The organism is Pseudomonas sp. SHLD1 (assembly GCF_028640935.1).
Classification (GTDB): Bacteria; Pseudomonadota; Gammaproteobacteria; order Pseudomonadales; family Pseudomonadaceae; genus Chryseomonas; species Chryseomonas aestiva.
Window position 1 is genome coordinate 1 of sequence record NZ_JAQZAD010000014.1, and the last position, 13,391, is coordinate 13,391.

Sequence of the window (13,391 nt, forward strand, 5' to 3'; positions counted from 1 at the left end):
GGTCTAGCCAATCTCGGCAGCGGGAGGCGAATCCTACAGCATCCCAAGACGCTGTCAACCCCCTCCGCTTCATTTCGTCATCACCCTGAGGCAGAGACCGAATGGCGAGGAATCCGTGGACCCCTCGCCCGGCTCAGACCTAAGTGCTTGATTTTCAAGCCCCTTCAGCATCTGCGCCGGAAGTGGGGCGCATTATAGGGGAGTTTCGAGGCAGGTCAACAGCTTATTTCAAGAAACTTCAATAAAGCGGGATGGGCGCCAGGCGATAACCCGCTTCGGTCGCGATGATCCGGTACTGCTTGATCTCGCCAGGCGTCAGCAGAATGGACTGGGAGATGCTGCTCGCCATGGGTGCTGCGCAGCCACCCGGACCGGAAGAGGTAAGACTCACGGCGATTTCGCCAGGCGGCAGATTGAAGGAAGCACTCTGGCCTGCCATGAGGGTACCCGCCAGTCGCCCCTGAATCACCAGACCTATATCGCATCCTGATCCGGAATAGGCATCGCCCCGAGTGATCATGAGGATGCCCGGCTGCCCCGTCCCGCCCTGGGAGACCTGAGCCGAGGCGAAAGAGCTGCAGAGCAAGGCCGTCAGCACACCGATAAGCAACTTCATGACTATCTCCTGCGGGGTCGCCAAGCACCTTAGCACTGCGCAGCCCCCGGTGCGCTGTTTCGCAGCAGGGCCGCTGCAGGCGCCGCTTCAGGGCACGAAAACTGAGCAAGTGGTCAGGTTTGGTGCCGCGCCAAGCAGCTGAAAATTCCCAGAATCCTTATACAAGACGTTGAAAAATAACTATTTTCTCTCGCCCGCCAAGGCTTGGCGTCGATCTTGCTGAGCACGGCCAACGCTGCACATAACGAGAAAGCACTTCCAGGAGCCTACATGCGCAAGACCCTAACTACCGCGCTGCTGACCACCAGCCTGCTCGCAGCCGGTGTAGCCACCGCCGCAGACAGTCCACTGCTGTGGCATGGCGAAAGCCTCACCTATCTATATGGCAAGGATTTCCGGGTCGATCCCCGTATCCAGCAGACCGTCACCTTCGAGCATGCTAGCAGCTGGACCTGGGGCGATCTCTTCCTCTTCGTCGACAGCATCTGGTTCAACGGCGCGACTAATGCCAGCGACGGCCACCAGGGCTTCTATGGCGAACTCAGCCCACGATTGTCCTTTGGCAAGCTGTCCGGCCGGGATCTTTCCTTTGGCCCGGTCACCGATGTGCTGCTCGCCACGACCCTGGAATACGACCAGAACGACGGCGAGGGCGCCGGCCGTGACCAGCGCAACTACCTGGTCGGTCCGGGTTTCGACCTCAAGGTGCCGGGCTTCGACTACTTCCAGCTGAACCTCTATTACCGCAAGCCGGATGGCGGCAGTGCGCCTTCGGGTGCCTGGCAGCTCACGCCGGTATGGGCCTACACCCTGCCCCTGGGCAATTCGGATCTGCTCATTGATGGCTACATGGACTGGGTGATGAACAACAAGGGTAGCTACCACGCCAACCTGCACTTCAATCCACAGGTCAAGTACGACCTGGGCAAGGCCATGGGTTACGAGGCCAAGCACCTTTATGTGGGTACCGAGTACGACTACTGGTCGGACAAGTACGGCATCAAGGACAGCGAGGGATTCCGTACCGACCAGAGCGTTTTCAGCTTCCTGGTGAAGTATCAGTTCTAGTCAGGCCAGACCCACTTGCGGCGCTGTAGCCGCCTTTCCGGCCAGCCGCGCCGTTGCAAGGTAATCATCATGCCCAGTCCCGTCCGCGATGATCTGCTCTATGGCCTCGACGAACGTCCGGCCCCGCTCGCTGCCTTTTGCGCGGCCCTGCAGCACGTCCTGGCAAGCTTCGTGGGGATCGTGACTCCACCGCTGATCATTGCCGGGGCCCTGGGTCTGCACGAGCACCTGCCCTACCTGATCAGCATGGGGCTGATGGTGTCGGGCGTCGGCACCTTTCTGCAGGCTCGCGGTGCCGGTGGGCTGGGGGCGGGCATGATCTGCCTGCAGGGCACCAGCTTCTCCTTTCTGTCCGCGGTGCTGGCAGCCGGGATGCTGGTCAAGCAACGCGGCGGGACACCGGAGGACATCCTGGCGATAATCTTCGGCGTCTGCTTCTTTGGCGCCTTCGTCCAGATCGGCCTGAGTCGCTGCCTGGGCCTGTTGCGCCGGGTGATCACGCCACTGGTGACCGGCATCGTCATCACCCTGATCGGCATCAGCCTGATCAGGGTGGGCGTCACCGATCTCGGCGGGGGCGCCAAGGCCGCCAACTTCGGCGCACCGATCAACCTGGCCCTCGGCAGCCTGGTCCTGGTGGTCATCATTGGCCTGAACCTGTCACGGCGACCCTGGTTGCGGCTGTCGGCGGTGATGATCGGACTACTGGTGGGCTCCCTGGTCGCCTGGAGCTGTGGCCTGCTGAAACCCCAGGCACTGCCGGATCTGCCCCTGATCAGCGTCCCCCTCCCCTTTCGTTTCGGTTTCGCCTTCGACTGGTCGGCCTTTTTGCCGGTCGCGCTGATCTATCTGATCAGCACCCTGGAGACCACCGGCGACCTGACCGCCAATTGCCTGATCTCGCGGCAACCCATCGAAGGCCCCGGCTATCTGCGGCGGTTGCGGGGCGGGGTCCTGGGTGACGGCGTCGCCTGCCTGCTCGCGGCCACCTTCAACACCTTTCCCAGCACCACCTTCGCGCAGAACAACGGGGTGATCCAGCTGACCGGCGTGGCCAGCCGCCATGTCGGCTACTGGATAGGCGCCATCCTGCTGGTGCTGGGCCTGTTCCCCATCCTGGGCGCCGTCCTGCAGCAGATTCCCAAGCCGGTGCTGGGCGGTGCGACCCTGGTGCTGTTCGGCAGTGTCGCTGCGGCTGGCATACGGTTGCTGGCGCAGTGCACGCTGGATCGTCGCAGCCTGCTGATCATCGCCACGGCCCTTGGCGTGGGCCTGGGTATCGCCAGCCAGCCGACACTGCTGGATCAGTTGCCGCCACTGGTGAAGAGTCTCTTCGACACCGCGATCACCAGCGGCGGCATGACCGCCATCCTGCTCAACCTGCTGCTGCCCGAAGAGCGCAGCGCAGCGCTGACGGAATGCAGCTCGCCCGCGCCACACCCGTAAAAGAGCCCTTGTGTCCGGGACCGGGGGTACGCTATTGATGCCTGCCGCGCCTTTGGATCCTATAGTTGTCATGACCCTTCTCGTACCCGCCCATCACGCCGGCCAGGACAAGCCGGCCGGACGCATCCGGCAGAAGAATGAGGAGTCGATCCTGAGCGCGGCGGAGGAAGAATTCGCCCGCCACGGCTTCAAGGGCACCAGCATGAACACCATCGCCCAGCGCGTCGGGTTGCCCAAGGCCAATCTCCACTACTACTTCAACAACAAGCTCGGCCTCTATATGGCCGTGCTGGGCAACATCCTCGAACTCTGGGACAGCACCTTCAATCACCTGACCGTGGATGATGATCCGGCCGAGGCCCTCAGCCGCTACATCCGCGCCAAGCTGGAATTCTCGCGGCGCCAGCCGCTGGCCTCGCGGATCTTCGCCATGGAAATCATTGGCGGCGGTCACTGCCTGTACGAGTACTTCGATCAGGACTACCAGACCTGGTTTCGCAGCCGGGCAGCGGTGTTCGAGGCCTGGATCGCGGCCGGCAAGATGGATCCGGTGGATCCGGTCCACCTGATCTTCCTGCTGTGGAGCAGTACCCAGCACTATGCCGACTTCGCCAGCCAGATCTGCCAGGTGACGGGACGCAGCCGCCTGACCCGGCAGGATTTCGACGAAGCGGCGCGGACCCTGACCCATGTCATCCTCAAGGGAATGGGTCTCCAGGCGCCATGACCTTCACCCTGATCCGGGATGCCGCCTTCGAGGAAGAGGTGCGCAAGAGTCGTTTCCTGGCCCTCGCCGCGCCCGTCGGCACCGTGGAGGCGGCCATGGCCTTCATCGAGCGCGTGAGCGTACCGACCGCGACCCACAACTGCTGGGCATGGAAGCTTGGCAATCAATACCGCTTCAATGACGACGGCGAGCCCGGCGGCACCGCGGGCCGGCCCATCCTCGCCGCCATCGAGGGGCAGGATTGCGACCAGGTGGTGGTGGTGGTCATCCGCTGGTACGGCGGCATCAAGCTGGGTACCGGAGGCCTGGTGCGCGCCTATGGCGGTTGCGCTGCGCGCTGCCTGCAGCAGGCGGACAGGCAGCTGCTGGTGGTGCGGCAGGACTATGGCTTCGCCTGTACCTATGCGGAGTGGCCGCTGATCAAGGCGCGCCTGGCCACCCTGGCGGTGGTGCTGCTCGAAGAGGACTACCAGGCGCTGGAGATCGCCCTGCGGATCGCCGTGGAACCGCAACGTCGCGACGAGGTGGCGACCTTGCTGACCAATCTGAGCAGCGGTCGGATCGTTCTACGCTCGCTCTAGCGGCACGACCTTTGCTGTCTGGCGGTGCACGCCTTTCCGACTTGCACCGCCCTGGCGCATTCCTGCGCTCTACCCGGGTTGTGCCTTGTCTGGCGACAAGACTGAACCTGCCAAGAGCTGCAGCCCGCCCCAAAAGCGCGCACCAAGCAGCCGACAGGCATGTTTTTGGTGCAACCCTTTCAGATGACTGCCCTGATGAACGAATTGCCTTCTGCCGTGGCGACCCTGGTCCACAGTGCCAATACCCTCTTTCTCCTGCTCGGCGCCGTGATGGTGCTGGCCATGCACGCCGGCTTCGCCTTTCTCGAAGCCGGCACCGTGCGGCACAAGAACCAGGTGAATGCCCTGTCCAAGATCCTCGCCGACTTCGCCATTTCCACCCTGGTGTACTTCTTCGTCGGCTACTGGATCGCCTACGGCGTGACCTTCTTCGCGCCCGCCCAGGTGCTGACCGCCGACAGCGGCTACGGACTGGTGAAGTTCTTCTTCCTGGCCACCTTCGCCGCGGCCATTCCGGCGATCATCTCCGGCGGCATCGCCGAGCGGGCGCGCTTCGTGCCGCAGCTCTGTGCCACCGCGCTGATCGTGGCCTTCGTCTATCCCTGTTTCGAAGGCCTGATGTGGAACAACAACCTGGGCCTGCAAGACCACTTCGAGGGCCTGTTCGGCGCGCGCTTCCACGACTTCGCCGGCTCCGTGGTGGTGCACGCCGTGGGCGGCTGGCTGGCGCTGGCCGCGGTGATGCTGCTGGGGCCGCGTCAGGGTCGCTATCGCGAAGGCCGGCTGGTGGCCTTTCCGCCATCGAACATTCCCTTCCTGGCGCTGGGCTCCTGGATCCTGATCGTCGGCTGGTTCGGCTTCAACGTGATGAGCGCCCAGAGCCTGGCGGGTGTCAGCGGGCTGGTGGCGCTGAATTCGCTGATGGCCATGGTCGGCGGGACGGCGGCTGCCCTGCTGCTCGGGCGCAACGATCCCGGCTTCCTGCACAACGGCCCCCTGGGGGGACTGGTCGCCGTCTGCGCCGGCTCCGACCTGATGCATCCCATCGCCGCGCTGGCCACGGGCCTGGTGGCGGGCGCGCTGTTCGTCTGGGCCTTTACCGCGGTGCAGACGCGCTGGAAGCTGGACGATGTGCTGGGCGTCTGGCCATTGCATGGCCTCTGCGGCGCCTGGGGTGGCATCGCCTGCGGCCTGTTCGGCCAGACGGCGCTGGGTGGCCTGGGCGGGGTGAGCCTGCCGGCGCAGCTGGCCGGCACGGCCCTGGGTATCGCGATCGCCCTGTTCGGCGGACTGGCCGTCTACGGGCTGCTCAAGGCCGTGCTGGGCTTGCGGCTGAGTCAGGAAGAGGAATACCAGGGCGCCGATCTGTCGATCCATCGCATCGCCGCCAACAGCCATGATGGCTAGTTGCCCAGGTTACCCACAGGTAGCGTGTACAGTGGTGTGGATAACCCGTGCATGAAGTCACGAGAACGCCACGGAGACCGGTCTGGCGGCGACTGGTGAAGAAATGAGCACGTCGCCGGTGTCGTGGTGGCAACCGTGGATGGCGGGCATCCGGTAGCCGGCCGGTAAGCGGAATCGGTAGAGTGGGCGATCCTTTTTCCAGGAGTGCCCCATGCCCGCCCTCTCGACCCTGCTGCCCTGGCTCCGCGAGGTGGACCGCACCACCCTGAAGGCGGATCTGGGTGCAGGTCTGCTGGGCGCGGTGCTGGCGCTACCCCAGGGCGTGGCCTTCGCCACCCTGGCCGGACTGCCTCCGCAATACGGCGTCTATGGCGCCGTGGTGCCCTGCATCGTCGCCGCCCTGGCGGGTTCCAGCCGCCATGTGGTGACCGGTCCGACCAACGCCAACTCCCTGGCCCTGCTGGCGGCGCTGTCGCCGCTGGCGCTGGCGGGCTCCGGCCCCTACATCGATCTGGCGCTGGCGGTAACCCTGCTGGTCGGTCTGCTGCAACTGACCGTGGGCGCCCTGCGCCTGGGCGCCGTGGCCAACTTCATCTCGCCTTCGGTGCTGCTCGGCTTCATGAGCGGTGCGGCCGTGCTGATCGGGCTCTATTCGCTCAAGGACCTGTTGGGGTTGTCACCGCCACTGGGTACCTCGGCCTTCGGCATCCTCGGCTATGTGCTCGCCCATCCGCTGGCGATCCACTGGCCCTCGCTGGTCATCGGTGTGGTGACCCTGCTCGCCACCCTGCTGCTGCGCCGGCTGCGCCCGCGCTGGCCGACCATGCTGCTGGGGCTGCTGGCCGGTTGCCTGAGCGCCTGGATCCTGGAGCGCGGCGTGCCGGGCGCGGCTCAGGGGATCGCCACGGTCGGACGGATTCCCTCGGCGCTGCCGCCCTTCCATCTGCCCGACGTCACCCTGCAGGATCTGGGCAATCTCTCCGGCATCGCCGTGGCCCTGACCCTGGTGGCGCTGGGACAGTCGCTGTCGATCGCCAAGGCGGTGGCCCAGCGCTCCGGGCAGCGGCTGGACGTCAATCGCGAATTCCGCGGCCAGGGGCTGGCCAATCTGGTGGGCGGCTGCTTTTCGGCCTATGTCTCCTGCGGCTCGCTGAATCGCTCCATGCCCAATTTCGAAGCCGGAGCGCGCACCCCGCTGGCCGCGGTGTTCGCCGCTTTGCTGGTGGTGGCCCTGGTCGCCTTCGGGGGTGCCCTGATCGCCGCCATTCCACTGGCGGCCATCGCCGCCACCCTCCTGCTGGTGGCGCGCGGCCTGCTGGACCTGGGTCGCTGGCGCGAGGTGCTGAGGGTCAGCCGCACCGAGGCCCTGGTGGCCGGGGTGACCTTCCTGGCGACCCTGACCATCCCCCTGGACCGCGCCGTGCTGCTGGGCACCCTGGTGTCCCTGGTGGCCTATCTCTATCGCACCTCGCACCCGGCGATCCGCCCGCTGGTGCCGGATCCCCGTACCCCCGAGCGCCGCTTCACCCCATTGGACGAACTGGGCCAGCCGGCGCAGGAGTGTCCGCAACTCAAGCTGGTACGGGTGGAAGGCTCGGTGTTCTTTGGCGCCGTACCCCATGTCGGCGACCAGCTGGATGGCTTTCGCAGTGCCCAGCCCGGTCAGAAGCATGCCCTGTTCATGACCAAGAGCATGAACTTCATCGACCTGGCGGGTAATGACCTGTGGCGCCGGGAATGGCGCGAGCGCCGGGCCCAGGGTGGCGATCTCTATTTCCATCGTCCCCGCACGCCAGTCCTGCAGCTGTTCGCCAAGACCGGCTTTCTCAAGGAGCTGGGCGACGGCCACGTCTTCTCGTCCAAGGATCAGGCCCTGCGCAGCATCTATCCGCGGCTGGATCCGGAGGTCTGCCGCACCTGCACCGCGCGCACCTTCGTCGAATGCGCGGCGCGCGCGGCGGAGCGGGCGCCAGGCGCGGACGCCACCCGGACGGACTGCTAAGCTGGCGGTTTCCTTCTACCGCCGGAGATCCTTCATGACCGCTGCCCTGCGTCTCGCTCGCCGCCTCGCCCTGACCGCTCTGCTGCTGCCGGGACTGGCCCTGGCCCACGGCCATCTCAAAAGCGCCGAGCCCGCGCCGGACAGCACCAGTGCGGCACCGAAGCAACTGAGCCTGAGCTTTTCCGAAGGGGTCGAGGCGTCTCTCAGTCAGGTGCTGTTGCAACGTCTGGATGGCCAGGCCAGCACGCCGATCACTACCGGCAAGGCTGTTTCCGGGCGCGACGAGCGCACCCTGGACGTGCCGCTGGAAGCGCCGCTGGAACCGGGTCGCTACCAGGTGAAATGGCGGGTGCTGGCCAAGGACGGGCACAAGACCCAGGGCGATTATCGCTTCATCGTGCAGTAAGGATGGACGGCGGACTGGCGACGCCCGATGCCTGGCGCCCCCTCGCCCGTGCCCTCCTGCTGCTGCCGCTGCTGCTGACCTGGGGTTATCTGGCGCTGGCACTCTGGCTGGGCCGACCCGCATTGCGTCTCTGGCTGCTGGAGCGGGCACGACCCGCTGCCCGCCTGCTGGGCACGCTGCTGCTGCTCGGGGTGCTGAGCCTGTTGCCGCTACAGGCAGCAATGGTAGGAAATGGCTGGGCGGATGCCTTCAACCTGCCGCTGTGGCAGCTGTATCTGGCCACCGAGGCCGGCCATGGCTGGCGCTGGCAACTGCCCTTGGGTCTGTTGCTGGCGCTGTGGCTGCTGGTAGGCGCCGGGATTCACGGCAGTCGGTGGCTATGGGGGTTCAGCGGCCTGCTGCTGGCCAGTCTGGCCCTGGGTGGCCATGCCGCCGCGACAGCGGGCGGGCTGGGCCTGGCGCACCAGCTGAACCAGGCCCTGCATCTGCTCACGACGGGGCTCTGGCTGGGCAGTCTGCCCGGGGTGCTGCTGTGCCTGGGGCAGCCACCCTCGGACTTGAGATATGACGTCCAGCACTTGCTGCGCGGTTACTCGCTACCCGGGCAGATCTGCGTGGCGCTGGCCCTGCTCAGTGGCGTATTCAACAGCCTGCTGATCCTCGGGCCGGACGGCCTGCTGCGGCTGACGCCCTACTCCGCTCTGCTGCTGGCCAAGGTACTGGTGGTGGCGACGATGGTCGTCCTGGCGCTGGCCAATCGTTATCTGCTGGTCCCGCGACTGGGCCAGGGACCTCAGGCATGGCAGCTGCTGCGCCAGGCCACGGCCGTGGAGATCGCCCTAGGAGTGGTCGCCGTCGCACTGGTGGCGGCCTTCTCAGGTCTGGATCCCTTCAGCTGAAAGCCGAGGCGCCCGCTGTCGCCCCGGCCCTGCCTCAGAAGTAGACGTTCATGCCCAGGTAGATTTCCTTGCTGCTGTCGAGCTGGCTCGAACCGAGCTTGGCGCCGTCCTGATCGATATCGGGCTTGGCGTTACTGCGCAGGTAGCGATAGCCGGCTTCCAGGGAGGTGCGCTCGTTGACCTGCTGCAGGATGCCGGCCTGGACCCCGGCCACATAGCCAAGGTCGCTGTCGTGGCCGAAACTGGAACCATCCTGGGTGACCCGGGCGACGCCCAGGGTCCCGCCACCGAACAGCTTGGTATTGCTGCCCAGGGGATAGAAGGCATCGTAGCTGCCGGTCAGGTCCTGCTGCTTGAGCTTCAGGCCAGCGCTGCTGCCGCTGGCCTGGTCGAGGGTGGCGTAGTAGCGACCGGTGTCGTTCTGCCGACCGAGGCGCAGGCCCCAGGTGTTGCTGCCGTCGATGACGCCGTCGGTATCGGGACTGTTCAGGTTGCGGTCGAGGGCGTGGCTGTTGCTGAAGTTGTCGTAACCCTTGCCATAGGTGAAACCGGCGAAGTTCTGGGCATCGGCGGCAAAGACCTGATGACTGACCAGGGCCAGCAGGCCAAAGAGGACGACACGGGATTTCAGGGCGTTCATAGTGAAAAGATCCTCACGCGATTCGGATACAGCCCGACCGGCTGCGGGGCCATCTTCGGCGGAGGCGGATTAGCGGCGGATTAAGGGGACTGAATCGGAGCTGAACGCTGAGGCACGACGCAAGAAGTGAACCGGACCGCCCGTTGCAGGCGGCCCGGCGTGAAGGCGATCAACGCTGACGGTGGTACTCGGTCACGCGTTGCACTTCTTCCTTGGAGCCCAGGAACACCGCGACCCGCTGGTGCAGGCCGTCGGGCTGGACGTCGAGGATGCGCTGGTGGCCGTTGGTGGCAGCGCCACCGGCCTGCTCCACCAGCAGGGCCATGGGATTGGCCTCGTACATCAGGCGCAGCTTGCCGGGCTTTTCCGGCTCGCGGGCGTCACGCGGGTACATGAAGAGACCGCCGCGGGTAAGGATGCGATGGACATCGGCCACCATGGAGGCGATCCAGCGCATGTTGTAGTTCTTGCCCAGGGGACCTTCCTTGCCGGCCAGCAGCTCGTCCACGTAACGCTTGACCGGGGCTTCCCAGTGGCGCTGGTTGGACATGTTGATGGCGAATTCGGCGGTGGTCTCGGGGATGGTGATGTCTTCGTGGGTCAGCACGAAGCTGCCCAGTTCGCGATCCAGGGTGAAGCCCTTGACGCCGTCGCCCAGGGTCAGCACCAGCATGGTCTGGGGACCGTAGATGGCGTAGCCGGCAGCGACCTGCTCGGTGCCCTTCTGCATGAAGGCTTCTTCGGTCACGTCACCGGTGGTGCTGCTGACGAAGTCCTTGCGCAGGATGGAGAAGATGGTGCCGACGGAGACGTTGACGTCGATGTTGGACGAGCCGTCCAGGGGATCGAACATCAGCAGGTAGGCGCCCTTGGGGTAGTGACCGGGGATCTGGTGGACCTGGTCCATTTCCTCGGAGGCCATGCCGGCCAGGGTGCCGCCCCACTCGTTGGCTTCCAGCAGGATCTCGTTGGACAGCACGTCCAGCTTCTTCTGCACCTCGCCCTGGACGTTCTCGGTGCCCATGCTGCCGAGCACGCCACCCAGCGCCCCCTTGGACACCTCGTAGCTGATGCGCTTGCACGCCCGGGCCACGACTTCGATGAGGAAGCGCAGGTCGGCCGGGGTCTTGTGGCTGCGGGTCTGCTCGATGAGGTAACGACTGAGGGATATCCGGGACATCGCGGTGCTCCTTGTAATGATGGGCGCGAGTGTAGCGCCAAAGCTCAAGCTCCGTCTCAAGCAGAGCGGACCGTCAGGCCAGGTCTGCCAGCCAGTGCCGATTCCGGGCCTGATCGCCAGGGCGACGAGGCGCCGGGCACCGGCGGCCGACAGGGAACGCGCGCCTAGCGCGCGTTCGGGGTCTCCACGGCCAGCAGTACGCCTCGGCCAACACGGAGATTTTCGGCGCTGGGATAGACTGCCGAGTCGGGTTCCAGTTCAGGCTGACGGCTGTCCAGCTGTATCACCCAGTGATGTCCGTCACGTGACGAGGGCAGTCGCAGATCGATTTCCTCCCGGCGCGGCTGGAAGGCCAGCCAGATCCGCGCGGCCTGGGGCTGGTCGTCGCCATCGAGGGGCTCCAGGGTAAGGGCGAGCGGCAGGCTGTCCCCCGCCTGCCAGCGCGCCTCGTCCATCGCAGCGCCGTCGGCATCGAGCCATTCGATCCTGACCCAGCCGCGGGAATCGGGGCGGCCCAGCAGTCGCCGTGCCTGCAGGGCCGGCAATTCCTGGCGCAAGGCCATGAGGCGGCCAACGAAGGCGCTCTGCCGTTGCCCGGCGGGGCTGGCGGCCTGCTGCCAGTCCAGCCAGGACAGTTCGTTGTCCTGTACATAGGCGTTGTTGTTGCCCTGCTGGGTGCGGCCGAATTCATCGCCGGCAGTCAGCATAGGTTCACCCCCGGCCAGGATCAGGGTCGCCAGCAGGGCGCGCTGGTCGGCGGCGCGGGCCTCCTGGATGGCCGGATCGTCGCTCGGGCCTTCCTCGCCGTTGTTCCAGCTCTTGTTGTCGGTGGTGCCGTCGCGATTGCCTTCGCCATTGGCCTCGTTGTGCTTTTCGGCGTAGCTGACCAGGTCGGCCAAGGTGAAGCCGTCGTGGGCGGTGACGAAGTTGACGCTGGTGCGCAAGGAGCGATCGCCCGCGCCGAAGAGATCGGCGCTACCGGCCAGGCGGGTGGCCAGGGCGCCACGCAGCCCTTCGTCACCGCGCCAGAAGCGGCGGACGTCGTCGCGGAAAGCGTCGTTCCATTCCTGCCAGGGCGCGCGGAAGGCGCCGACCTGATGACCGCCGGGACCGATGTCCCAGGGCTCGGCCACCAGCCGCACCTGGCGCAGGACCGGATCCTGGGCCAGGGCCTGGAGCAGCGGTGCGTCGCGATCGAAGCCGCTTTCCAGGCGACCCAGCGCCGGCGCCAGGTCGAAGCGGAAGCCGTCGACGCCGGCGGCGGTGACCCAGTGGCGGAGGCCGTCCAGGGTCAGGCGCAACGCCGGCGGGCTGTAGAGCGCCAGGCAGTTGCCGCAGCCCATGTCGTTGATATAGCGCGCCGGATCGTCCGGCTGAAGCCGGTAGTAGCCGGCGTTGTCCAGGCCGCGCAGATTGAAGGTGGGGCCGAGTTCGTCGCCTTCGCCGGTGTGGTTGAAGACCACGTCGAGCAGCACCTCGAAGCCGGCCGCCTGCAGGGTGGCCACCGTCTCGCGCAATTCGGCGAGAGCCTCGCCCCCCGCCAGGCGCGGATCGACCGCAGCCATCACCACCGGGTTGTAGCCCCAGTAGTTGGCCAGCCCCAGGGCGGGCAGATGGCGATCGTCGGCCCAGGCGGCGATGGGCAGCAACTCCAGGGTGGTGACGCCAAGGCGCTGCCAGTGCTCGATCAGCGCCGGATGGCGCAGCGCCGCCAGGGTCCCGCGCTGGCGGGCGGGCACCTCTGGATGCAGCTGGGTCTGGCCGCGCACGTGCAATTCGTAGATCAGTCCGGCGTCGCGGCGCTTGGGCGCTGGCGTCAGGCTATCGACCGGCGGCAGGACGATGGCCTTGGGGACATGGGCACCGCTGTCACGCGCGTCCGGACGATTGGGATCATCGGGGTGGAAACCGTAGGTGCTGGGATGCAGCTGAAAGGGCCGGTCCACCGCCAGGGCCCAGGGGTCCACCAGCAGTTTGTTGGCGTTAAATCTGAGGCCGTCCTGGGGACGGTAGGCACCCTGAGCGCGCAAACCGTATTTCAGACCCGCTTTGGCACCGGCCAGGAAACCATGCCAGACGCCGCCCTCGTGTTCGCGAAAGGCCAGGCGCTGCGTCTCGGCGTCGCCCTTGGCGTCATAGAGGCAGAGTTCGACCGCTTCGGCGGCCGGCGACCAGACGGCGAAGTTGATCCCGCCGTCGACGAGGGTGGCACCGTAATGGGCGGGATTGCCCGCTTCGAGGCGGGTAGAGGTGCGGGGCATGGGGACTCCGGTGACAGGCTTGCGGGGCGGATGCTGCAAGGATGTAGACGTCGTGGAAGGCGGGGGTTCTCAACCGAGGGGCCAGGTGATCGCGGCCATGGGCCGCTCCTACAGGCCTCCGTAGGTTGGGTTGAGCGTAGCGAAGCCCAACAAATCCT

At 66.1% G+C, this 13,391-nt stretch carries 12 protein-coding genes; 8 read left to right on the forward strand and 4 right to left on the reverse strand.

Annotated elements, in window-relative coordinates; genetic code table 11:
- Positions 1-238: 238 nt before the first annotated feature.
- Positions 239-616: a hypothetical protein gene (locus tag PVZ77_RS10595; protein WP_273806411.1), complete on the reverse strand. Its 378-nt coding sequence runs from the start codon at positions 614-616 to the stop codon at positions 239-241.
- Between the two features lie 270 nt (positions 617-886).
- On the opposite strand from PVZ77_RS10595, the gene PVZ77_RS10600 reads away from it, so the two are divergent.
- The 8 genes from PVZ77_RS10600 (at position 887) to copD (ending at position 9,152) form a co-directional block, all read left to right on the forward strand.
- Complete coding sequence (locus PVZ77_RS10600; RefSeq protein ID WP_273806412.1) at positions 887-1,684, forward strand: outer membrane protein OmpK; 798 nt, start codon at positions 887-889, stop codon at positions 1,682-1,684.
- A gap of 69 nt (positions 1,685-1,753) precedes the next feature.
- A complete protein-coding gene (locus PVZ77_RS10605; RefSeq protein WP_273806413.1) occupies positions 1,754-3,130 on the forward strand; it encodes a uracil-xanthine permease family protein in 1,377 nt (458 codons plus the stop codon).
- A gap of 70 nt (positions 3,131-3,200) precedes the next feature.
- Positions 3,201-3,857 (forward strand): TetR/AcrR family transcriptional regulator, encoded by a 657-nt coding sequence (locus PVZ77_RS10610; protein WP_273806414.1) that lies wholly within the window; start codon positions 3,201-3,203, stop codon positions 3,855-3,857.
- The gene (locus PVZ77_RS10615) at positions 3,854-4,438 is read left to right on the forward strand and encodes an IMPACT family protein (RefSeq protein WP_273806415.1); all 585 of its coding nucleotides are present in this window, start codon (positions 3,854-3,856) and stop codon (positions 4,436-4,438) included. The genes PVZ77_RS10610 and PVZ77_RS10615 overlap by 4 nt, the downstream gene beginning before the upstream one ends.
- Positions 4,439-4,633: 195 nt before the next feature.
- Positions 4,634-5,845 carry an ammonium transporter gene (locus tag PVZ77_RS10620; RefSeq protein ID WP_273806658.1) on the forward strand — a complete coding sequence of 404 codons (1,212 nt, stop codon included), beginning with the start codon at positions 4,634-4,636 and terminating at the stop codon, positions 5,843-5,845.
- 211 nt (positions 5,846-6,056) lie between these two features.
- Positions 6,057-7,847 (forward strand): SulP family inorganic anion transporter, encoded by a 1,791-nt coding sequence (locus PVZ77_RS10625; protein ID WP_273806416.1) that lies wholly within the window; start codon positions 6,057-6,059, stop codon positions 7,845-7,847.
- A gap of 34 nt (positions 7,848-7,881) precedes the next feature.
- Positions 7,882-8,253 carry a copper homeostasis periplasmic binding protein CopC gene (gene copC, locus PVZ77_RS10630; protein ID WP_273806417.1) on the forward strand — a complete coding sequence of 124 codons (372 nt, stop codon included), beginning with the start codon at positions 7,882-7,884 and terminating at the stop codon, positions 8,251-8,253.
- 2 nt (positions 8,254-8,255) lie between these two features.
- Positions 8,256-9,152, forward strand: a complete 897-nt coding sequence (gene copD, locus PVZ77_RS10635; RefSeq protein WP_273806418.1) for a copper homeostasis membrane protein CopD — start codon at positions 8,256-8,258, stop codon at positions 9,150-9,152.
- A gap of 34 nt (positions 9,153-9,186) precedes the next feature.
- On the opposite strand, the gene PVZ77_RS10640 is transcribed toward copD, so the two are convergent.
- The 3 genes from PVZ77_RS10640 to glgX all read right to left on the reverse strand — a co-directional run bounded on the left by PVZ77_RS10640 (position 9,187) and on the right by glgX (position 13,233).
- The gene (locus tag PVZ77_RS10640) at positions 9,187-9,792 is read right to left on the reverse strand and encodes an outer membrane protein (protein WP_273806419.1); all 606 of its coding nucleotides are present in this window, start codon (positions 9,790-9,792) and stop codon (positions 9,187-9,189) included.
- A gap of 169 nt (positions 9,793-9,961) precedes the next feature.
- Entirely contained in the window at positions 9,962-10,972 is a 1,011-nt protein-coding gene (locus PVZ77_RS10645; protein ID WP_133862513.1) for a class 1 fructose-bisphosphatase, read from the reverse strand.
- Between the two features lie 164 nt (positions 10,973-11,136).
- Entirely contained in the window at positions 11,137-13,233 is a 2,097-nt protein-coding gene (gene glgX / locus PVZ77_RS10650; protein WP_273806420.1) for a glycogen debranching protein GlgX, read from the reverse strand.
- Positions 13,234-13,391 lie beyond the last annotated feature (158 nt).

Bases quoted from the DNA above. Each gene is read 5' to 3' on its own strand.
- PVZ77_RS10595 (WP_273806411.1), bottom strand. From the start codon at position 616: ATGAAGTTGCTTATCGGTGTGCTGACGGCCTTGCTCTGCAGCTCTTTC.
- PVZ77_RS10600 (WP_273806412.1), top strand. From the start codon at position 887: ATGCGCAAGACCCTAACTACCGCGCTGCTGACCACCAGCCTGCTCGCA.
- PVZ77_RS10605 (WP_273806413.1), top strand. From the start codon at position 1,754: ATGCCCAGTCCCGTCCGCGATGATCTGCTCTATGGCCTCGACGAACGT.
- PVZ77_RS10610 (WP_273806414.1), top strand. From the start codon at position 3,201: ATGACCCTTCTCGTACCCGCCCATCACGCCGGCCAGGACAAGCCGGCC.
- PVZ77_RS10615 (WP_273806415.1), top strand. From the start codon at position 3,854: ATGACCTTCACCCTGATCCGGGATGCCGCCTTCGAGGAAGAGGTGCGC.
- PVZ77_RS10620 (WP_273806658.1), top strand. From the start codon at position 4,634: ATGAACGAATTGCCTTCTGCCGTGGCGACCCTGGTCCACAGTGCCAAT.
- PVZ77_RS10625 (WP_273806416.1), top strand. From the start codon at position 6,057: ATGCCCGCCCTCTCGACCCTGCTGCCCTGGCTCCGCGAGGTGGACCGC.
- copC (WP_273806417.1), top strand. From the start codon at position 7,882: ATGACCGCTGCCCTGCGTCTCGCTCGCCGCCTCGCCCTGACCGCTCTG.
- copD (WP_273806418.1), top strand. From the start codon at position 8,256: ATGGACGGCGGACTGGCGACGCCCGATGCCTGGCGCCCCCTCGCCCGT.
- PVZ77_RS10640 (WP_273806419.1), bottom strand. From the start codon at position 9,792: ATGAACGCCCTGAAATCCCGTGTCGTCCTCTTTGGCCTGCTGGCCCTG.
- PVZ77_RS10645 (WP_133862513.1), bottom strand. From the start codon at position 10,972: ATGTCCCGGATATCCCTCAGTCGTTACCTCATCGAGCAGACCCGCAGC.
- glgX (WP_273806420.1), bottom strand. From the start codon at position 13,233: ATGCCCCGCACCTCTACCCGCCTCGAAGCGGGCAATCCCGCCCATTAC.